This window comes from Agrococcus sp. Marseille-P2731 (assembly GCF_900117395.1).
Classification (GTDB): domain Bacteria; phylum Actinomycetota; class Actinomycetes; order Actinomycetales; family Microbacteriaceae; genus Agrococcus.
Map to the genome: position 1 here is coordinate 743,554 of NZ_FPEG01000001.1, position 19,697 is coordinate 763,250.

18 protein-coding genes are annotated in these 19,697 nt (G+C 72.2%); 15 read left to right on the forward strand and 3 right to left on the reverse strand.

Annotation, left to right across the window (positions count from 1 at the left end; all coding sequences use genetic code 11):
- The first annotated feature begins 4 nt into the window (after positions 1–4).
- From BQ6202_RS03645 to BQ6202_RS03655, 3 genes are read left to right on the forward strand one after another with little or no spacing between them, the layout of a single operon-like run.
- A complete protein-coding gene (locus BQ6202_RS03645; protein ID WP_072313077.1) occupies positions 5–1,444 on the forward strand; it encodes an aldehyde dehydrogenase family protein in 1,440 nt (479 codons plus the stop codon).
- Positions 1,444–2,340 (forward strand): aldehyde dehydrogenase family protein, encoded by an 897-nt coding sequence (locus BQ6202_RS03650; RefSeq protein ID WP_072313078.1) that lies wholly within the window; start codon positions 1,444–1,446, stop codon positions 2,338–2,340. The genes BQ6202_RS03645 and BQ6202_RS03650 overlap by 1 nt, the downstream gene beginning before the upstream one ends.
- Before the next feature lie 31 nt (positions 2,341–2,371).
- Positions 2,372–3,304 (forward strand): cation diffusion facilitator family transporter, encoded by a 933-nt coding sequence (locus BQ6202_RS03655; RefSeq protein WP_072313079.1) that lies wholly within the window; start codon positions 2,372–2,374, stop codon positions 3,302–3,304.
- 361 nt (positions 3,305–3,665) lie between these two features.
- Here BQ6202_RS03655 and BQ6202_RS03660 read toward each other — a convergent pair whose 3' ends face one another.
- Positions 3,666–4,988, reverse strand: coding sequence for a M20/M25/M40 family metallo-hydrolase (locus BQ6202_RS03660; RefSeq protein ID WP_234946096.1), 1,323 nt, complete (start codon positions 4,986–4,988; stop codon positions 3,666–3,668).
- Between the two features lie 59 nt (positions 4,989–5,047).
- Here BQ6202_RS03660 and BQ6202_RS03665 point away from each other — a divergent pair, with 59 nt between their 5' ends.
- The 6 genes from BQ6202_RS03665 (at position 5,048) to rpsO (ending at position 11,559) form a co-directional block, all read left to right on the forward strand.
- Positions 5,048–5,917, forward strand: a complete 870-nt coding sequence (locus BQ6202_RS03665; RefSeq protein WP_072313080.1) for a tryptophan 2,3-dioxygenase — start codon at positions 5,048–5,050, stop codon at positions 5,915–5,917.
- Positions 5,914–6,960, forward strand: coding sequence for an amidohydrolase family protein (locus tag BQ6202_RS03670; RefSeq protein WP_072313081.1), 1,047 nt, complete (start codon positions 5,914–5,916; stop codon positions 6,958–6,960). The genes BQ6202_RS03665 and BQ6202_RS03670 overlap by 4 nt, the downstream gene beginning before the upstream one ends.
- Positions 6,957–8,261, forward strand: coding sequence for a kynureninase (locus BQ6202_RS03675; protein WP_072313082.1), 1,305 nt, complete (start codon positions 6,957–6,959; stop codon positions 8,259–8,261). Before BQ6202_RS03670 ends, BQ6202_RS03675 begins: the two co-directional genes overlap by 4 nt.
- A gap of 91 nt (positions 8,262–8,352) precedes the next feature.
- Positions 8,353–9,849, forward strand: coding sequence for an aspartate ammonia-lyase (locus tag BQ6202_RS03680; protein WP_083586927.1), 1,497 nt, complete (start codon positions 8,353–8,355; stop codon positions 9,847–9,849).
- 34 nt (positions 9,850–9,883) lie between these two features.
- Complete coding sequence (locus BQ6202_RS03685) at positions 9,884–11,137, forward strand: PrsW family intramembrane metalloprotease (RefSeq protein ID WP_072313083.1); 1,254 nt, start codon at positions 9,884–9,886, stop codon at positions 11,135–11,137.
- A gap of 152 nt (positions 11,138–11,289) precedes the next feature.
- Positions 11,290–11,559, forward strand: coding sequence for a 30S ribosomal protein S15 (gene rpsO / locus BQ6202_RS03690; protein WP_072313084.1), 270 nt, complete (start codon positions 11,290–11,292; stop codon positions 11,557–11,559).
- 60 nt (positions 11,560–11,619) lie between these two features.
- On the opposite strand, the gene BQ6202_RS03695 is transcribed toward rpsO, so the two are convergent.
- Entirely contained in the window at positions 11,620–12,444 is an 825-nt protein-coding gene (locus BQ6202_RS03695; protein ID WP_072313085.1) for a hypothetical protein, read from the reverse strand.
- Between the two features lie 252 nt (positions 12,445–12,696).
- Between BQ6202_RS03695 and BQ6202_RS03700 the strand changes: the two genes are divergently transcribed.
- From BQ6202_RS03700 to BQ6202_RS03710, 3 genes are all read left to right on the forward strand, one after another.
- On the forward strand, positions 12,697–14,985 hold the full coding sequence (locus tag BQ6202_RS03700) for a polyribonucleotide nucleotidyltransferase (protein WP_072313086.1): 2,289 nt from the start codon (positions 12,697–12,699) through the stop codon (positions 14,983–14,985).
- Positions 14,986–15,100: 115 nt separating this feature from the next.
- Positions 15,101–16,474 carry a M16 family metallopeptidase gene (locus tag BQ6202_RS03705; protein ID WP_072313087.1) on the forward strand — a complete coding sequence of 458 codons (1,374 nt, stop codon included), beginning with the start codon at positions 15,101–15,103 and terminating at the stop codon, positions 16,472–16,474.
- A gap of 68 nt (positions 16,475–16,542) precedes the next feature.
- Positions 16,543–17,145, forward strand: a complete 603-nt coding sequence (locus BQ6202_RS03710; RefSeq protein ID WP_072313088.1) for a histidine phosphatase family protein — start codon at positions 16,543–16,545, stop codon at positions 17,143–17,145.
- Positions 17,146–17,152: 7 nt separating this feature from the next.
- Here the strand turns inward: BQ6202_RS03710 and BQ6202_RS03715 are convergent, their stop codons facing one another.
- The gene (locus BQ6202_RS03715) at positions 17,153–17,611 is read right to left on the reverse strand and encodes a GNAT family N-acetyltransferase (RefSeq protein ID WP_234946097.1); all 459 of its coding nucleotides are present in this window, start codon (positions 17,609–17,611) and stop codon (positions 17,153–17,155) included.
- Positions 17,612–17,689: 78 nt separating this feature from the next.
- Here BQ6202_RS03715 and dapB point away from each other — a divergent pair, with 78 nt between their 5' ends.
- Genes dapB through BQ6202_RS03730 form a run of 3 tightly spaced genes read left to right on the forward strand, consistent with a single transcriptional unit; the run spans position 17,690 to position 19,694 of the window.
- Complete coding sequence (dapB, locus tag BQ6202_RS03720; RefSeq protein WP_072313089.1) at positions 17,690–18,394, forward strand: 4-hydroxy-tetrahydrodipicolinate reductase; 705 nt, start codon at positions 17,690–17,692, stop codon at positions 18,392–18,394.
- Complete coding sequence (locus BQ6202_RS03725) at positions 18,391–18,897, forward strand: hypothetical protein (protein ID WP_327021578.1); 507 nt, start codon at positions 18,391–18,393, stop codon at positions 18,895–18,897. The genes dapB and BQ6202_RS03725 overlap by 4 nt, the downstream gene beginning before the upstream one ends.
- Positions 18,894–19,694, forward strand: a complete 801-nt coding sequence (locus tag BQ6202_RS03730) for a thymidylate synthase (protein WP_072313091.1) — start codon at positions 18,894–18,896, stop codon at positions 19,692–19,694. The genes BQ6202_RS03725 and BQ6202_RS03730 overlap by 4 nt, the downstream gene beginning before the upstream one ends.
- The last annotated feature ends 3 nt before the right edge of the window (positions 19,695–19,697 follow it).

Sequence of the window (19,697 nt, forward strand, 5' to 3'; positions counted from 1 at the left end):
CGCCATGACTTTCCTCGACTACGCGCCGGCTCCCGAGTCGACCTCCATCCTCGACCTGCGCGAGCAGTACGGCCTCTACATCGGCGGCGAGTGGGTGCCGGGCGGCGGTACGCCCTTCGCCTCGATCTCTCCCGCGACCGAGCGGCAGATCGCGATGTTCGGCGCCGCCGACGAGGGCGACGTGGATGCGGCGGTGCGGGCAGCGCGCACCGCCTTCCGCGACACCTGGGGCCCGATGTCGGGCCGCGACCGCGGCAAGTACCTCTTCCGCATCGCGCGCATCCTGCAGGAGCGCGCTCGCGAGCTGGCCGTCGCCGAGTCGCTCGACAACGGCAAGCCGATCCGCGAGACCCGCGACGCTGACGTGCCGCTCGTGGCGCAGTGGTTCTTCCACTGCGCCGGCTGGGCCGACAAGCTCGACTGGGTGGGCCTTGGCGCCCGCCCGCAGGCGCTCGGCGTCGCCGCGCAGGTCATCCCGTGGAACTTCCCGCTGCTGATGCTGGCCTGGAAGGTCGCGCCGGCGCTCGCCGCGGGCAACACCGTGGTGCTGAAGCCGGCCGAGACCACGCCCCTCACCGCGATGCTCTTCGCCGAGATCTGCGAGCAGGCAGGCCTCCCGGCCGGCGTCGTCAACCTCATCACGGGCGCGGGCGACACCGGGGCAGCGCTCGTGCGCCACCCGGACGTCGACAAGGTCGCCTTCACGGGCTCGACCGCCGTCGGCCGCGAGATCGCCAAGGCCCTCGCCGGCACGCGGAAGAAGCTCACCCTCGAGCTCGGCGGCAAGGGCGCGAACATCGTCTTCGACGACGCGCCCCTCGACCAGGCGATCGAGGGCATCGTCGACGGCATCTTCTTCAACCAGGGACAGGTCTGCTGCGCCGGCAGCCGGCTGCTCGTGCAGGAGAGCGTGCACGACGAGGTCATGGAGCGGCTCAAGGAGCGCATGGCGACGCTGCGCGTCGGCGACCCGCTCGACAAGAACACCGACGTCGGCGCGATCAACTCCTCGGAGCAGCTGGCGCGCATCACGCGGCTCGTCGACGCGGGCATCGCCGAGGGCGGCGAGGCCTGGAGCCCCCCGTGCGAGCTGCCCGCCGAGGGCTACTGGTTCGCGCCCACCGTCGTGACGGGCGTCGAGGCCTCCTCGAGCCTCGCCCGCGAGGAGATCTTCGGGCCGGTGCTCTCGGTGCTCACGTTCCGCACCCCCGACGAGGCGATCGCCAAGGCGAACAACTCGCCCTACGGCCTCTCGGCCGGCATCTGGAGCGACAAGGGCAGCCGCGTGCTCGCGGTGGCCGACAAGCTGCGCGCCGGCGTCGTCTGGACGAACACGTTCAACAAGTTCGACCCCGCGAGCCCCTTCGGCGGCTACAAGGAGTCGGGCTACGGCCGCGAGGGCGGCCGCCAGGGCATGCAGGCATACCTGAAGGCAGGCGAGTGATGGCGACCACGAAGACCGGCGCGGAGGCCGCGACGCGCACGACCGATCGGCTCGGAGTGCCCAAGACCTACAAGCTGTTCATCGGGGGCGCCTTCCCGCGCAGCGAGTCGGGCCGCGTGACCGAGGTGACGGATGCGCAGGGCCGCTTCGTCGCGAACGTCGCGATGGCGTCGCGCAAGGATGCGCGCGAGGCCGTGCGCGCCGCGCGCAAGGCGCAGCCGGGCTGGGCGGGTGCGACCGCCTACAACCGCGGCCAGGTGCTCTACCGCGTCGCCGAGGTGCTCGAGGGCCGCAAGGCGCAGTTCGTCGACGAGCTGCAGCAGACCGAGGGGCTGAGCGCCGCGGCCGCTCTCGCGCAGGTCGAGGACGCCATCGACCTGTGGGTGTGGCACGCGGGCTGGACCGACAAGATCGCCCAGATCGGCGGCAGCGCCAACCCTGTCGCGGGCCCCTACTTCAACCTCTCGGTGCCGGAGCCGACCGGCGTCGTCGCCATCGTCGCGCCGCAGTCGAGCGCGCTGCTCGGGCTCACCTCCGTCATCGCGCCCGCGCTCGTGACGGGCAACGCCGTCGTGGTGGTGCCCGCCGCATCCGCACCGCTCTCGGCGATCTCGCTCGGCGAGGTGCTCGCCACGAGCGACCTGCCCGGCGGCGTCGTCAACGTGCTGACGGGAGACCCGGCGGAGCTCGCGCCGTGGCTCGCCGGCCACGCCGACGTCAACGCGCTCGACCTGACGGGCGCCGGCGACCTCGACTGGGTCGAGCTCGAGCAGCTCGCGGCCGAGACGCTCAAGCGCGTCATCCGGCCAGAGCCGGGCCTGGCGCCCGAGACGCCGCTGCGCATCCTCGCCCTCACCGAGACGAAGACCGTCTGGCACACGAAGTCGCGCCTGTAGTGGCGCGATAGGCCCGCGGCGGGGGCGGCAGATGGCAGGCGGGCACGGGCACGCGCACGGCGCTGCGCACGGCGCGGATGCGTCGAGCACGACGCGCATCGCCGTCGCGTTCGGCATCACGGCGACGCTGCTCATCGCCCAGGTGATCGGTTCGATCCTCACCGGCTCGCTCGCGCTGCTCGTCGACACCGTGCACATGCTGACGGATGTCGCCGGGCTCGGCGTCGCGCTCGCGGCGCAGTGGCTGCTGCGGCGGCCGCCGCGGGGCCGACGCACCTGGGGCCTCGTGCGGGTGGAAGTGCTCGCCGCGGCGGCGCAGGCGGCGGCGCTGCTCATCGTCGCGCTCGTCGTCGTCATCGAGGGCGTGCGCCGCATCGGCGAGCCGACTGACGTGCCCGGGCCGCTCCTGCTCGTGTTCGGCGTCGTCGGGCTCGCGGGCAACCTGGTCTCGCTGGCGGTGCTCGCGAGCGGGCGCGGCGCGAGCCTCAACCTGCGCGCGGCGTTCCTCGAGGTGCTGAACGATGCGATCGGCTCGGTCGCGGTCATCGCGGCGGCGATCGCGATCTGGGTGTGGGGCTTCCAGCAGGCCGATCTGATCGCGAGCGCGCTGGTCGCCGCGCTCATCGTGCCGCGCTCGATCGTGCTGCTGCGCGACGCGGGGCGCATCCTGCTGGAGTCGGCGCCCGAGGAGCTCGACCTCGACGACGTGCGCTCGCACCTGCTGGAGCTCGAGCACGTGCTCTCGGTGCACGACCTGCACGCATCGACGCTCGGCACCGGCGTCCACCAGCTCACCGCCCACGTGGTGGTGGAGGAGGCGTGCTTCACCGACGGCCATGCGCCGCGCATCCTCGATGCGCTGCAGGAGTGCGCCGCCGAGCACTTCCCCCTCTCGCTCGAGCACGCGACCTTCCAGCTCGAGCCCCCGAGCCACACCGCGCACGAGCCGCACCTGCACGACTGACCCCGCGCCGCCGCCCGCCGCACGCCTCGCGCCCGACTGGCGCCCCCGGTGCTCGAGTGGCGCCCTCCGCGCTTGAGTGGCGCCCCCGGCGATCGAGTGGCGCCCTCCGCGCTTGAGTGGCGCCCCCGGCGATCGAGTGGCGCCTTCCGCGTTTGAGTGGCGCCTGCCGCTTGTGAGTGGCGCCTGCGGGTTGTGAGTGGCGGGAGGCACCGCCCAGGACAGGAAGTCGCCGCTCGATCGCGGGAGGCGCCACTCAGGTGCGGGAGCCGCCACTCAGGTGCGGGAGGCGCCACTCAGGTGGGGGAGGCGCCACTCAGGTGCGGGAGGCGCCACTCGAGCGAGAAGCCGGCGACGCGCCGCATCAGCAGCTGGTCTCGATGAGGTCGGCGTACCAGCGGCAGCCGGCGAGCCACGTGTCGATGCGGATGCGCTCGTCGCGCGCGTGCAGGGTCAGCCGCTCCTCGCGGGTCATCTCGAACGGCGCGAAGCGGTAGACGCGATCGGTGATGCGGTGCGCGTGCCGGCCGTCGGTGCCGCCCAGCATCACGTAGGGCACGGTGAGCACGTCGGGCCGCGCACGACCGATCGCGGCCTCGATCGCCTCCCAGCCGACGCCGCTCGCCGGGCTCTCGGGGCTCGGTCCGTGGCCGTGCAGCACCGTCAGCTCGACGGCGTCGTCGGCGACGGCGCGGCGGATGCGCGCAAGCGTCTCGTCGACGGTCGAGCCGAGGGCGATGCGCGCGTTCACGACCGCGACGGCCTCCTCGGCCAGCGCGTTCGCCGCCGCGGCACCCGAGAGCTGCGTCACCACCGCGGTCGTCGACAGCATCGCGCGCGTCTCATCGCTCCGCGCGAGGATCCGCTCCACGATCGGCCGCGTCCTCCGCACGTTGCGCAGCACGGCGCCCTGCGCCCCCGCGGCCTCTGCACCGAGCAGCTCCAGCATCCGCAGCGCGGGCTCGGGCAGGGAGCGCGGCCACGTGGCGAAGTCGAGTCGCCGGATCGCCCGTGCCAGCCGTGACGTCGCCGGCAGCGCCGGCGGCGTCGAGGCGTGCCCGCCCACCTGCGCCACGCGCATCCGCACGTTGGCGAAGCCCTTCTCGGCGACGCCGACGACCGCGACGTCGCGTGCGACGCCCGCGATGGGCGGCTCGATGATCGCGCCGCCCTCGTCGAGCGCCCATGCGGGCCGCACGCCGCGCCGATCGAGCTCGGCGATCGCCGAGGCGGCGCCGGTGCCCATCGTCTCCTCGTCGTGGCCGAACACCAGCCAGACGTCGCGCTGCGGCCGGAAGCCGCGCTCGAGCAGCGCCTCGATCGCCACGCAGATGCCGACGAGCGAGCCCTTGTCGTCGAGGGTGCCGCGACCCCAGACGTGGGTGGCGTCGCGGTGCCCCGAATAGGGCGGATGCGTCCACCCGGCACCGGCAGGCCCGTCACCGGCGCCGGCCTCAGGCGCGGGCACCACGTCCTGGTGCGCCATGAGCAGGGCGGGGGCGCCATCGCCGATGCCCGCCCACCGCGCGAGCAGCGTCGAGCCGACCGCCTCGACCTCGAGCTCGGCGAACAGTCGCGGGAAGCGCTCGCGCAGCAGCGCCTGGAAGGCCGGGATCTGCGCCTCGGTCTCGGTCGGCACGCGGATGGCGGCGATCAGGTCGTCGAGGGCATCGTCGGTGATGAGCACCCGCGCAGGCTATCGCCGCGGCGCGTTACCGTTGGGGCACGAGCAGCGAGGAGGCCGACGTGGCCGTCGAGGAGAACACCCGTGAGATCGAGTCGGGGGTCGTGACCGACCTCAGCGACCGCATGACCTACGGCAGCTACCTGGCCCTCGACACGCTGCTCGCCGCGCAGCAGCCCAAGAGCGAGCCGGAGCACCACGACGAGCTGCTGTTCATCATCCAGCACCAGACGACCGAGCTGTGGCTCAAGCTCGTCATCCACGAGCTCGACGACGCGCGGCGGCTTCTCGCCGCCGACGACCTGGGCGCCGCGCTGAAGCGCATCGCGCGCGTGAAGCACATCCAGGAGGTGCTGACGCAGCAGTGGTCGGTGCTCGCGACGCTCACGCCCACCGAGTACGCGCAGTTCCGCGGCTTCCTCGCCAACGCCTCCGGCTTCCAGAGCGCGCAGTACCGCATGGTCGAGTTCGCGCTCGGCAACAAGCACGCGCGCATGCTGCAGGTGTTCGAGTCGAACCCGGCCGACCACGCGGCGCTCGAGGCCGAGCTGCACCGCCCGAGCCTCTACGACGAGTTCCTGCGCCACCTCGCCCGCCGCGGTCACGCCGTGCCGACCGCGCTGCTCGAGCGCGACGTCACGAAGGCGCACGTCTACACCGAGGAGCTCGTGCCCGTCTTCCAGGCGATCTACCAGGACGCGGGCCGCGCTGACGGCGCCGAGGACTGGCGCGCCTATGAGGCCTGCGAAGAGCTCGTCGACCTCGAGGACAACTTCCAGTTCTGGCGCTTCCGGCATCTGCGCACCGTCACGCGCACGATCGGCATGAAGCACGGCACGGGCGGCTCAAGCGGCGTCGACTTCCTCCGGCGCGCGCTCGAGCTCACGTTCTTCCCCGAGCTCTACGCCGTGCGCACCCGGATCGAGGAGTGAGGCCGCCGATCGTCGCCCGGGTCGACCGGGCGCGCATCGCCGGCCGCTGGGTGGCGGATGCGGTGGTCGAGCTCGGCGAGGCCGGCATGCGCCTGGTGCCGGGTGACGAAGCACCGCCCCGCATCCGCTCGCGCATCCACGGCACGCTGCTGCCGCCCATCACCGACGCGCACGTGCACCTCGGCCTCGCGGACGCGGCGCTCGCCGCGCCGACGACGCTCGGCCGCGTGCTCGACCTCGGCTGGGCGCCCGCCGCGCTGCCGGCCCTCGTCGAGGCCGCCACCGCCGCCCACCGCGGGCTCGACGTGCGCTTCGCCGGCCCGTTCCACGCGGCCATCGGCGGCTATCCCTCCGATCGCGCCTGGGCGCCGCCGGGCGCGGTCGCCGAGCTCGCCGGCGCGAGCGATGCGGTGCGCTCCGTGCGCGCCCAGGCGCGCGCCGGCGCATCCGTCATCAAGGTCTCGCTCAACGCCGAGGCCGGGCCGGTGCCCGATGCCGCGATGCTCGCAGCGATCGTCGACGAGGCGCACGCGCACGGGCTGCTGCTCGTCGCGCACGCGCAGGGCCCCGGCGCAGCGGAGCGCGCGCTGGCCGCAGGCGTCGACGTGCTCGCGCACGCGCCGTGGACGGAGCGGCTGAGCGACGAGCTCATCGGCGAGGCGGCCGCGAGCCAGACCTGGATCTCGACGCTCGCGATGCACGAGCGCGACGGCGATCCGGCCGCGCTCGAGCGCGCCACCGACAACCTGGCGCGCTTCGCGGCGGCTGGGGGAGCGGTCGCGTACGGCACCGACCTCGGCAACGGCCTGACGCGGTTCGACCTCGACGACAGCGAGGTCGCGGCGCTGCGCCGGGCCGGCCTCGACGGCACCGCGCTCGTGGACGCGCTGCTCGCCGAGCACCTGCTGCCGCCCGGGCCGACGGTCACGAGCTGCACCGCCGCGGTGCACGACGACGAGTCGCTCCTCGCCGCGCTGCTCGGCCCGCCCCGCCATCGGCCGCGCCCGCTGCCGCACACCACGTTCGACCTGGAGGACGCATGACCGACCCCGCTGCTCGCGCCGACACCGCCGCCCTGGCCGCAGCGCTCGACGCCCGCGACCCGCTCGCCGCGCACACGAGCGCCTTCGTCCGGGGCGGCGACGTGGTCTCCTACCTCGACGGCAACTCGCTCGGCCGCCCGCTCGCCGACCTGCCGGAGCGCTTCGCCGGCTTCGTCGGCGAGGACTGGGGGAGCCGACTCATCCGCTCGTGGGACGAGCAGTGGATGCGCCGGCCCTACGACCTCGGCGACCGCATCGGCGCGCTCGTCGGGGCGGCGGCCGGGCAGTGCTTCGTGGGCGACTCGACGACCGTGCTGCTCTACAAGCTCGTGCGCGCCGCGGTCGACGCGCCATGGATGCGCGCAGACGAGCGCCGCCGAGAGATCGTCATCGACGACGACAACTTCCCCACCGACCGCTTCATCGTCGAGGGCATCGCGGCCGAGCGCGGCATGACGATCCGCTGGATCGAGACCGACCCGGCGGGCGGCGTCACGCTCGACCAGGTGCGGGAGGCGGTGGGCGAGCGCACGGCGCTCGTGCTGCTGAGCCACGTCGCGTACCGCTCCGGCTTCCTCGCCGACCTCGCCGGCATCACGGCGGCAGCCCATGAGGCGGGCGCCCTCGTGCTCTGGGATCTCTGCCACTCGGCCGGGGTGATCCCCACCGAGCTCGATGCGTGCGGCGTCGACCTCGCGGTCGGCTGCACCTACAAGTACCTGAACGGCGGGCCCGGCTCGCCGGCCTTCGGCTACGTCGCCGAGCGCCTGCAGGGCGAGCTCGCGCAGCCCATCCAGGGCTGGATGGGCGCAGCCGACGTCTTCGGCATGGAGCGCAGCTATCGAGCCGCCCCAGACCTGCGCCGCTTCGTCAGCGGCACGCCGCCCGTGCTCGCGACGGTCGCGCTCGAGGCGATGGTCGAGCTGATCGAGCGGGTCGGCATGCCTGCGGTGCGCGCGAAGTCGGTGGCGCTGACCGACTTCGCCGAGGCCGCGCTGCAGCAGCACGTGCTGGGGGAGCGGCCGGGCGCCGACACCCCAGCGGTCCTCGCCAGCCCACCGGCCGGGCCGCACCGGGGCAGCCACCTGACCGTGACGCATCCGAGCTTCGCCGCGGTGAACGCGCGCCTCTGGCAGCGCGGCGTGATCCCCGACTTCCGGGCACCGGACGGCATCCGGATCGGCCTCTCCCCGCTGTCGACGACCTTCGCCGAGGTCGAGCTCGGCATCGCCGCGCTCGGGCACGAGCTGCGCCAGGCGCAGCGGGTGGCGACGCGCTCGGAGGCCCGCCCGGCGGGGTGATGACCTCCCGGCTAGGCTCATGGCGCGGGCCACCAGCCCGCACCGCATCGCAACCCGCCCACGAGGCACACGGAAGGCAACGGAGCCCGCTATGACCGACACCCCTGCATACAAGCTCGACCCCGCACCGCAGGGAGAGCGCAGCTACGACGGGCCCACCCGCATGGAGCGCGACTCGCTCGGCGAGATGCCCGTGCCGGTCGACGCCTACTGGGGCATCCACACCGAGCGGGCGCTCAACAACTTCCCGATCACCGGCCGCTCCATCTCCGTCTACTCCGACCTCGTGAACGCGCTCGCTGTCGTCAAGCAGGCCTGCGCGCGCGCCAACAAGGAGATCGGCTCGCTGGAGCCCGAGAAGGCCGACCTCATCGAGCGCGTCTGCGAGCGCATCCGCGCCGGCGAGCTGCACGACCAGTTCAAGGTCGGCGTGATCCAGGGCGGCGCCGGCACCTCGACGAACATGAACACCAACGAGGTGATCGCCAACGCGTGCCTGGTCGAGCTGGGCCACGAGAAGGGCGACTACGAGCGCTTCAGCCCGATCGACGACGTCAACCGATCGCAGTCGACGAACGACACCTACCCGACCTCGATCAAGGTCGCGATGGCGTTCACGCTGCGACGCCTGCTCGACGAGCTGGCGAGGCTGACGGATGCGTTCGACGCGAAGGCGGTCGAGTTCCGAGACGTGCTGAAGGTCGGCCGCACGCAGCTGCAGGACGCCGTGCCGATGACGCTCGGCCAGGAGTTCCGCGGCTTCGCGGTGACGCTGCGCGAGGACTACGACCGCCTCGAGGAGACCATCAAGTGGCTCGCGGAGGTCAACCTCGGCGCCACCGCGATCGGCACCGGCATCACGGCCGACCCGCGCTACGCCGAGGCGGCGAGCCGCCACCTCGCCGAGCTCACGGGCCTGCCGATCGTGACCGCGAGCGACCTCATCGAGGCCACGAGCGACACGGGCGTGTTCATGACCGTCTCCGGCGCCCTCAAGCGCTGCGCCGTGAAGCTCTCGAAGATCTGCAACGACCTGCGCCTGCTCTCCTCCGGTCCGCAGGCAGGCTTCGGCGAGATCTCGCTGCCCGCCAAGCAGGCCGGGTCGTCGATCATGCCCGGCAAGGTCAACCCCGTCATCCCCGAGGTCGTCAACCAGGTCGCTTTCGCCGTCATCGGGTCGGATGCGACGGTCACGGCGGCGTCGGAGGCCGGGCAGCTGCAGCTCAACGCCTTCGAGCCGGTCATCACGCACCAGATCCTGCAGAGCCTGCACTGGATGACGCAGGCGTGCCTGACCCTGCGCGTCAACTGCGTCGACGGCATCGAGGCGAACCGCGAGCGCCTCGGCCTCATGGTCGGCTCGTCGGTCGGTGTCGTCACGGCGCTCACGCCCTACCTGGGCTACGCCGACTCGGCGAAGCTCGCGCACGAGGCGCTCACGAGCCACAAGTCGATCGCCGACCTCGTGGTCGACAACGGGCTGATGGATCGCGAGCGGGTCGAGAAGCTGCTGGAGCCGGCCCGACTGTCTGGCCTGCAGCCGACGACGCAGGCGATGCCCGTCATCGTCCTCGACGGCGAGCAGTGATGCCCGGCGGGGCGCTCCTCGATACGATCTGCGAGTGAGTGCCCTCGCCCAGCTGTCTCCGCTCGCCCGGAAGCAAGGTCCGAACGTCGGCGTCATCGCCGGCGTGATCGGCATCGCCGTGCTGGCGCTCGCGTCGTTCGCGGTCATCTTCATCCTCGACGGCGCGATCGGCGACTCGGCGCTCGTGGCGACCTCCGGCCTCATGGCGCTGCTCCCGCTCGCGTTCGTCATCTGGGCGGTCGCCGCGATCGACCGCTGGGAGCCCGAGCCCCGCATCGCGCTGTGGTTCGCCGCGCTGTGGGGCGGCATCGCCGCGGTGCTGCTGACGCTGCTGCTCAACGAGGGCGTGCTCGAGCCGATCGTCGTGCCCTTCCTGCAGTCCCAGGAGCAGTACGAGTTCTACGCCACCGTCATCCAGGCGCCCTTCACCGAGGAGCTGTGGAAGGCCATCCCCGTCGTCATCATGTTCCTGTTCTTCAGGAAGACCTTCGACGGCCCGGTCGACGGCATCGTCTTCGCGGCGCTGTCGGCCGCGGGCTTCGCGTTCACCGAGAACATCCTCTACTTCGGCACCTCCCTCAGCGAGAGCGGCGACGGCTCCTTCATCTTCTTCCTGCGCGGCATCATGAGCCCGCTGACGCACGCGATCTTCACCGCGGTGGGCATCGGGCTCGCGCTCGGCTTCGCGGCCCGGCTGCGCAGCCGGTGGTGGCTGCTGCTCGCGTTCCCGGCCGGCCACCTGGTCTCCGCGCTCCTGCACGCGCTGTGGAACTCCGCCAGCTGGTGGGTGCCGGGCGGCACCGTCGGCTTCTTCGTCTACTACCTGCTCGTGCAGGTGCCGCTGTGCGTGATCGCGGCGGCGCTCGTGTGGCTGCTGCTGCGGCAGGAGATCAGGATCACGCGGGCCCGCCTGCACGACTACGGCCGCGCCGGCTGGTTCAGCCACGAGGAGGTCGAGCGGCTCTCCTCGGGCGACGGGCGGGCGCTGCTGCTGCAGTGGGCCAAGCGGCGGGGCCTGCGCCGGCCGATGCAGCAGTACATCCAGACCGCGACGCGACTCGCGAACCACCGGCAGCGCGCGCTCGTCGGCCGCGACAAGGCGAAGCACGTCGCCGACGAGGTGTCGCTGCTGTCGGAGCTCATGCACCTGCGCCGCACGATGGCGAGCGCTGCGATCGGCCAGCCGGTGCACATGCAGCAGGGGATCGCGGTCGCGGCGCCGACGGGGGCGCGCGTGCAGCGGTTCGGCGACCTGGAGCTCGAGCGCGGCTGGCCGCCGCGGCGCTGAGCCGCCATGGTGCTGAGCTCCTGCAGCGCTGAGCCCCCGTGGTGTCGCGGGAACTGGTAGTCTTGGCAGGTTGCCGTGAACCGGCCGCGGACGAAGAGCGCTCGTGCATCCGGCACGGGCACCGCGCTGCGAGGAGAGAGGGGCCCCATCACATGAGCCTGAACGCAGAGATCAAGAAGGCCATCATCGAGGAGTACGCCACGCACGAGGGCGACACCGGGAGCCCCGAGGTGCAGATCGCGCTGATGTCGCGTCGCATCAAGGACCTCACCGAGCACCTGAAGGAGCACAAGCACGACCACCACTCGCGTCGTGGTCTGCTGCTGCTCGTCGGTCAGCGTCGCCGCCTGCTCGGCTACCTGTCGGACGTCGACATCGAGCGCTACCGCGCGCTGATCGAGCGTCTCGGCCTCCGCCGATAGCCTGATGACTCTCGAGGGCCGCCCCGCACGGGGCGGCCCTTCGTCATGTCGAGAGCCGGTTCAGCGCAGCAGCTGGCCGAGCAGCGAGGTCCCGAGCGCCAGCGCCACGGCGCCGAGGGCGGCGCCGATCCCGATGCGCAGCTGCGCCCGAGCGAGCCGCTTGCCGGCCGTCGTCGAGGCGATCGCTGTGGGCCGCTCGGCGCTCGCGGCGCTCGGGCTCGCCATGGTCGCGAGGATCGAGCGCACGTCGTGGACGAACCGCTGCACCGCGACGTCCTCCTGCGACCAGCCGTCGTGCGCGGTCAGGCCGAGCGTGCCGCCGCGCAGCGCGATGGTGCACCGGAGGCCGACGTCGGTGATGTGCTCGCGCAGCACGAGCAGCGTCGGGTCCTCGGCCGGGTCGACGGGCGGAGCGTAGGGCACCCCCAGGTAGCCGTGCCGGCGCTCGCTGCGATCGCGCTGCGACACCACGAGCACACCCCACTCCGCGCCGTCGTGCGCGCGCAGCACATCCTCGACGCGGCCGTCCTGGCGCAGCGCGGCCGCGGCGTAGGCGAAGCCGTTCGCCTCGGCGAAGGCGAGCAGTCGTGCTTCGCGGATGCGCTGGGCGCGGCGCGCGATCGAGCGACCGACGAGGAGCGCGAGCCCGATGGCGGCGACGATCGAGCCGACGATGAGCATCGGCAGCTCTTCCGGGCTCGCGAGGTAGCTCGCCACGATGAGGAGCCCGGGGATGGTCAGCACCCACCCGGCGATCGCGAGGCCGATCGCTCGCACGTCGGCGGGACGCCGGCGCTCGCGCCGCCAGCGCCCTGCCGCACGCCGCCGCTCCGAGGTGAGCGGCTCGTGGAGCGGTCGGAGGTCGAGCGGCGGGATGCTGGCCATGCTGGTGATGCTACGGCCGCCTGCCAGCGCGCTCGCCGAGGCTCCGGGCCGCTGCGGTGCCCGACTGATACGATGCAGATCGGTCGCAGCATCTGCTCGCGACCGCAGCGCATCCGCTCACGAGACCGAGGCTGGTCGTTGGTGGAGGATGCCGAAGCAGCAGGCTTCGACCTCCTCCACTGATGACCACCTCCTCACCGCGGATGCGCGACGTTCGACAGCGCGCGTGCGCGCCTACGAGAGGAGGGACCCTTGGAGGGTCCAGAGATCACATTCGCCGAAGCCGTCATCGACAACGGCAAGTTCGGCACCCGCACCGTCCGGTTCGAGACCGGCCGGCTCGCGCAGCAGGCGCAGGGCGCCGCTGTCGCCTACATCGATGAAGAGACCATGCTGCTGAGCGCCACGAGCGTCGGCAAGCACCCGAAGGACCACTTCGACTTCTTCCCCCTCACGGTGGACGTCGAGGAGCGCATGTACGCCGCCGGCCGCATCCCGGGCTCGTTCTTCCGTCGCGAGGGCCGCCCCTCGACCGACGCCATCCTCACCTGCCGCCTCATCGACCGGCCGCTGCGCCCGTCGTTCGTGGAGGGCATCCGCAACGAGGTGCAGGTCGTCGTCACCGTGCTCGCCATCGAGCCCGACGAGCTCTACGACGTGCTCGCGATCAACGCGGCCTCCATGTCGACGCAGCTGAGCGGCCTGCCGTTCGACGGCCCCATCGGCGGTGTGCGCGTCGCGCTCATCGACGGCCAGTGGGTCGCCTTCCCGAAGCACTCGCAGCTCGAGCGCGCCGTGTTCAACATGGTCGTCGCCGGCCGCGTGGTCACCGACGCCGCGGGCGTCGAGGATGTCGCGATCATGATGGTCGAGGCCGAGGCCACCGACAACGCATGGGCGCTCATCGAGGGCGGCGCTGTCAAGCCGACCGAGGAGATCGTCTCGCAGGGCCTCGAGGCCTCGAAGCCCTTCATCAAGCAGCTCGTCGCCGCGCAGGCAGAGGTCGCGAAGACCGCCGCGAAGGAGACGCAGGACTACCCGCTCTTCCCGCCCTACTCGGACGAGGCGCTCGAGGCCGTCCGCGGCATCGCCAAGGATCGCCTGAGCGAGGTCTACCGCATCGCCGGCAAGCTCGAGCGCAACGACGCCGACGACCAGCTCAAGGAGCAGGTCAAGCAGGAGATCAACGAGCGCATCGAGCGCGGCGAGCTGCCCGCGGTCGTCGCGACGCAGGTCTCCGGCGCCTACAAGGCGGTGACGAAGGAGGTCGTCCGCGGCCGCATCCTCACCGACCAGATCCGCATGGACGGCCGCGGCCTGGCCGACATCCGTCCGCTCGACGCCGAGGTCGCGGTCGTGCCGCGCGTGCACGGCTCCGCGATCTTCCAGCGCGGCGAGACGCAGATCATGGGCATCACGACGCTCAACATGCTCAAGCTCGAGCAGCAGATCGACTCGCTGAGCCCTGTCACGTCGAAGCGCTACATGCACAACTACAACTTCCCGCCGTACTCGACGGGCGAGACGGGCCGCGTCGGCAGCCCCAAGCGCCGCGAGATCGGCCACGGAGCCCTGGCTGAGCGCGCGCTCATGCCCGTGCTGCCGAGCCGCGAGGAGTTCCCGTACGCGATCCGCCAGGTCTCCGAGGCGCTGGGCTCGAACGGCTCGACGTCGATGGGCTCGGTCTGCGCCTCGACGCTCGCGCTGCTGAACGCCGGTGTGCCGCTCAAGGCCCCCGTCGCAGGCATCGCGATGGGCCTCGTCAGCGACACGGTCGACGGCGAGACCCGCTACGCGGCGCTCACCGACATCCTGGGCGCTGAGGACGCGCTCGGCGACATGGACTTCAAGGTCGCTGGCACGCCCGAGTTCATCACGGCGATCCAGCTCGACACGAAGCTCTCGGGCCTGCCGGCCTCGGTGCTGCACAGCGCGCTGACGCAGGCGAAGGAGGCGCGCACGAAGATCCTCGAGGTCCTCAACGCCGCCATCGACGCACCTGACGAGATGGCGCCCACCGCGCCGCGCGTCATCAGCGTGCAGATCCCGGTCGACAAGATCGGCGAGCTGATCGGCCCGAAGGGCAAGACGATCAACCAGATCCAGGACGACACGGGCGCCCAGATCTCGATCGAGGACTCGGGCGTCGTCTACATCGGCGCCGTCGACGGGCCGTCGGCAGAGGCCGCGCGCGCCGCGGTCAACGCCATCGCGAACCCCTCGAACCCCGAGATCGGCGAGCGGTTCCTCGGCACCGTCGTGAAGATCGCGTCGTTCGGCGCGTTCGTCTCGCTGATGCCCGGTCGCGACGGTCTGCTGCACGTGACCGCGATGCGCACGCTGAACGGCGGCAAGCGCATCGAGGCCGTGGAGGACGTCGTCTCGGTCGGTCAGAAGATCCAGGTCGAGATCACCAAGATCGACGACCGCGGCAAGCTCTCGCTCGAGGTCGTCGACGACAGCCAGCCGGTCGCCCCGACCGCTGCAGCCGGCGACGCGGAGTCCTCGGTCTCCTCGGTCTCGGCCGACTCGGCAGAGTAACCACCGCACGACGACGGATGCCCCCACCCAGCCGGGTGGGGGCATCCGTCGTCTGCGCGGGCAGCGCCGTGCGCCATCGCGGCCGGTGCTGCCTCGAGCGACGTAGAATCGTCGGATGCCCGCTGTCGCCCTGCCGCTCGAGACCCCCGAGATCGTCATCAACGCCGCCGGCGGTTCGGTGGTGCGCCGCAGCGTGCTGCCGAGCGGCGTGCGCGTGCTCACCGAGCGCGTGCCAGGTGCCGCGAGCGCCTCGGTCGGCTTCTGGGTGCCGGTGGGCTCTCGCGACGAGCGCGACGACGCGCGAGGCGCCACGCACTTCCTGGAGCACCTGCTGTTCAAGGGGACCCGGACGCGCACGGCCTTCGACATCGCCGTCGCCTTCGACGAGGTCGGCGGTGAGCACAACGCACTGACCGCCAAGGAGCACACCTGCTACTACGCGAAGGTGCGCGACCGCGACCTCGGCATGGCCGTCGACGTGCTGGCCGACATGGTGACCTCCTCGCTGCTCGACGCGGGCGAGTTCGAGCACGAGCGCGAGGTGATCCTCGAGGAGCTCGCGATGGCCGACGACGATCCCGGCGACGTTGCGGGGGAGCGGCTCAGCGAGCTGGTGCACGGCGTGGAGGCGCCGCTCGGGCGTCCGATCGGCGGCACGAGCGCGTCGATCCGCGCTGTCTCGCGCGACCGGGTCGCCGAGCACTACCGTGAGCACTACGGCGCGAGCGACCTGGTCGTGACCGTGGCCGGCGCCGTCGACCACGACACCGTCGTCGAGCAGCTGCAGGAGGCGCTCAGCCGCTACGGATGGGCGCTCACCGCTGGCAGCCCGAAGGAGCGCCGCGATGGCGCCCTGCAGCCCTCGAGCGACGGAGGGCTCACCGTCGTGCGCCGCCCGCTCGAGCAGGTGAGCCTCATGCTCGGCACGCCGGGGCTGACCGCGGGCGACCCGCGTCGCAGCACCATGGCGGTGCTGAACGCGGTGCTCGGGTCCGGCATGTCGTCACGCCTCTTCCAGGAGATCCGCGAGAAGCGCGGCCTCGCCTACTCGGTCTACTCCTTCGCCTCCGGCTATGCCGACGCGGGTGTCATGGGCATGGCGGCCGCCTGCCAGCCGCACAAGACGCTGGAGGTCGCCGGGCTCATGCTCTCCGAGCTCGAGCGGCTCGCCGAGGGCGTGGCCGACGACGAGCTGCGCCGCGCGAAGGGGCAGCTCGCGGGTGGTTCGGCGCTCGCACTGGAGGAGAGCGACACGCGCATGTCGCGCCTCGGCCGAGCAGAGCTGACGCTGGGGGCGTTCCTCGACATCGACGCGACGCTCGAGCGCATCGAGCGCGTCACCGAGGCGGATGTGCGCGAGCTGGCCGTGCAGCTCGCGAGCGGTCCCCGCTCGATCTCGGCCGTCGGCCAGGTGCCGGACGGGCTCGACTCGCTCGTCGCGTCAGCCCGGCGGGATACGGTGGAGGCAGCGGTCCCAGCCGCTCGCTAGAGAGAAGGGCCCGTTCGCGCGCCCGCAGCACCGAGATCGGGCGCATCGTCGCGCCACGCGGAGGAACGATGGCCCACCTGCTCTACCTCGTCAGGCATGGCGAGCAGCTCGATGCCGAGCACGGCGTCGACGACGGCAAGCTCTCCGGACGCGGCGTGCGTCAGGCGAAGGCGATCGCGCAGCGACTCTCGGGCGTCGACTTCGATCGCGCGTGGACCTCGCCGCTCATGCGCGCCACCGAGACCGCGGCGATCATGCAGGAGCGCCTGACGGCCGTCGAGTTCGAGAAGTCGTCGCTGCTGCTCGACTGCATCCCCTCCGGCAAGGACGAGAGCACCCCGGTGGGCTTCCACCGCTTCCTCGACAGCGTGCGGCCCGAGGAGGCCGAGGCAGGAGCCGCGCAGATGCAGGATGCGGGCGATCAGTGGCTGCGGCCGTCGCGCGGCGACGTCAACGAGCTGCTCGTCACCCACAACTTCGTGATCGGCTGGTTCGTGCGCGAGGTCATGCAGTCGCCGGACTGGCAGTGGATGAGCCTCAACCAGGCCAACTGCGGCCTGACGATCATCCGTCGTCGCTCCGGCAAGCCGCCGCAGCTCGTCGTGCACAACGACCTCGGGCACCTCCCGCCCGAGGAGCGCACGGGCATGCCCATCCCGCAGCCCTACTGACGCGGCATCAACCGAGCGGCTTCAGGAACCAGCGCGTCGCGTTCGGGTTCTCGTTGTAGGGGGCGACGGATGCGTACCCGCGGCTCGTGTAGAGCGCGTTCGCCGCTTCGAGGGCGCTGTTCGTGTCGAGCACAACCTCGGTCCCACCGAGCTCGGCCGCGCGCTGCTCGAGCGCGGTGAGCAGCGCGGCACCCGTGCCCCTGCCACGGCCGGCGGGTGCGACGAAGAGGTGCTTCACCTCGAAGCGGTGCGGCTCGAGCCGGCGCAGCGCACCGCAGCCCACCGGCTCATCGCCGTCCCAGGCGATCAGGAAGGCGCCGTCCGGCGCTCGCAGTGTGGCGGGATCCGCGGGGCGAGGCGTGTAGGTGCCGCCGATGAAGGTGATGGCGCGGTCCGAGAAGTAGGCCTGCAGGAGCGACTGCGCGACCTCGGTCGCGGGGTCCTCGAGAGCGATCGTGATGGGCACCCGCTCACTCTAGGACGGCGCGGCCGCGCGGGCCGGCAACCGCTCGCCGGCGACCCGCGACGCCGTAGGCTTGGTGCCATGGCAGCAACCAGGCGCGTCGGCATCGCGGGCGCCACCGGTCGGCTCGGTGCCCTCGCCCTGCGGCTCGTGCGCGAGGCCGACGACCTCGAGCCGGTCGAGCTCGACGTGCGCGAGGGGGTCGACCTCGATCGGATCGACGTGATCTTCGACGCCACGGTGCTGGCGGCCAGCGCCAAGCTCGTCGCCGCGGCGGCCGAGGCGGCGGTGCCGATGGTGATCGCCACGAGCGGCTGGAGCGACGAGCGCGTCGCGGCCCTCCGCGACCGAGGTGTCGACCGCATCCGCATCGTGCCCAACTTCTCGCTCGGCAGCGTGCTCGAGACGCACCTGGCGACGATCGCCGCCCAGCACTTCGAGGCGGTCGAGGTCGTCGAAGCCCACCACGATCGCAAGCGGGATGCGCCCAGCGGCACCGCGACGCGCACGGCAGAGGCCGTCGGTGCGGTGCGGGGGTTCCTGCCCGCCACGCCCGATGAGCCGGGGCGCGGAGCGATCATCGCGGGTGTGCCGGTGCACGCCATCCGCCTGCCGGGCGTCGTCGCCCGGCAGGAGGTCGTGTTCGGCGGCATCGGCGAGACCCTCACCATCCGCCACGACACGACCTCGAGCGAGTCGTACACCGCAGGCATCCTGCTCGCGCTCCGCGCCGAGCCGCTGCCTGGGGTGACCGTCGGCATCGGCGACCTGCTGGGGCTGGCGTGAGCGAGCCGGCCGGCGCCCGCCGAGCTGCCCCGGCGGGCATGGGCATGGCGCTCGCGCTCGTCATGGCCGGCGCCCTCGCGCTCTACCTCGTGCTGGCCGGCGACCGCGCAGTGCGGCTCATCGCCTCCGGCGAGGTGATCGGGATCGTCACGGGCGTCGCGCTGCTCGTCTTCTTCGTCGTCGGCGCGTGGGCGCTCGGCCGCGAGCTCGTCTTCGGCGCGCAGCTGCACCGCGCGGTGCGCGAGCTCGACGCGCAGGGCGGCATGCCGCAGCCGCTGCCCGCCATGCCCTCTGGCCGAGCCGACCGGGAGGCCGCCGAGGGCGCCTTCCCGACCGCGAAGGCGGACGTCGAGGCGCATCCCGAGGCATGGCAGTCGTGGCTGCGGCTGTCGATGGCGTACGACGCGGCCCGCGACCGCAAGCGCGCCCGCATGGCAGCCCGCAAGGCGCTCGAGCTGCGGCGCCGCGCACGCGGCAGCACTGAAGCACAGGAGGCATCATGACCGCTCACCCCTACGAGGCGCTGCTCGCCGACGTCTTCGCCAACGGCGAGAGCAAGGGCGACCGCACCGGCACCGGCACGCGCTCGGTCTTCGGGCGGCAGCTGCGCTACGACCTGTCGCAGGGATTCCCGCTCATCACGACCAAGCGCGTGCACTTCAGGTCGATCGCGCTCGAGCTGCTGTGGTTCCTGCGCGGCGAGTCGAACGTGCGCTGGCTGCAGGAGCAGGGTGTCACGATCTGGGATGAGTGGGCCGACGCCGACGGCGAGCTCGGCCCCGTCTACGGCGTGCAGTGGCGCTCGTGGCCCGACCCGAGCGGCGGCTCGATCGACCAGATCGCGCAGGTCGTCGAGTCGATCCGCACGAACCCGGACTCGCGGCGCCACATCGTCTCGGCCTGGAACCCCGCCGACATCCCCGACATGGCGCTCGCCCCCTGCCACGCGTTCTTCCAGTTCGACGTCACCGACGGGCGCCTGAGCTGCCAGCTGTACCAGCGCTCTGCCGACATGTTCCTCGGCGTGCCCTTCAACGTCGCCAGCTATGCGCTGCTGACGCACATGATCGCGCAGCAGACGGGCCTCGAGGTCGGCGACCTCATCTGGACCGGCGGCGACTGCCACGTCTACGACAACCACGTCGAGCAGGTCGAGCGGCAGCTCGCGCGCGAGCCCTACGCGCTGCCGACGCTGCGCATCCGCCGCCGCCCCGACAGCATCCTCGACTACGATCTCGACGACTTCGAGGTCGTCGGCTACGAGCACCACCCCGGCATCAAGGCGCCGGTCGCGGTCTGAGCG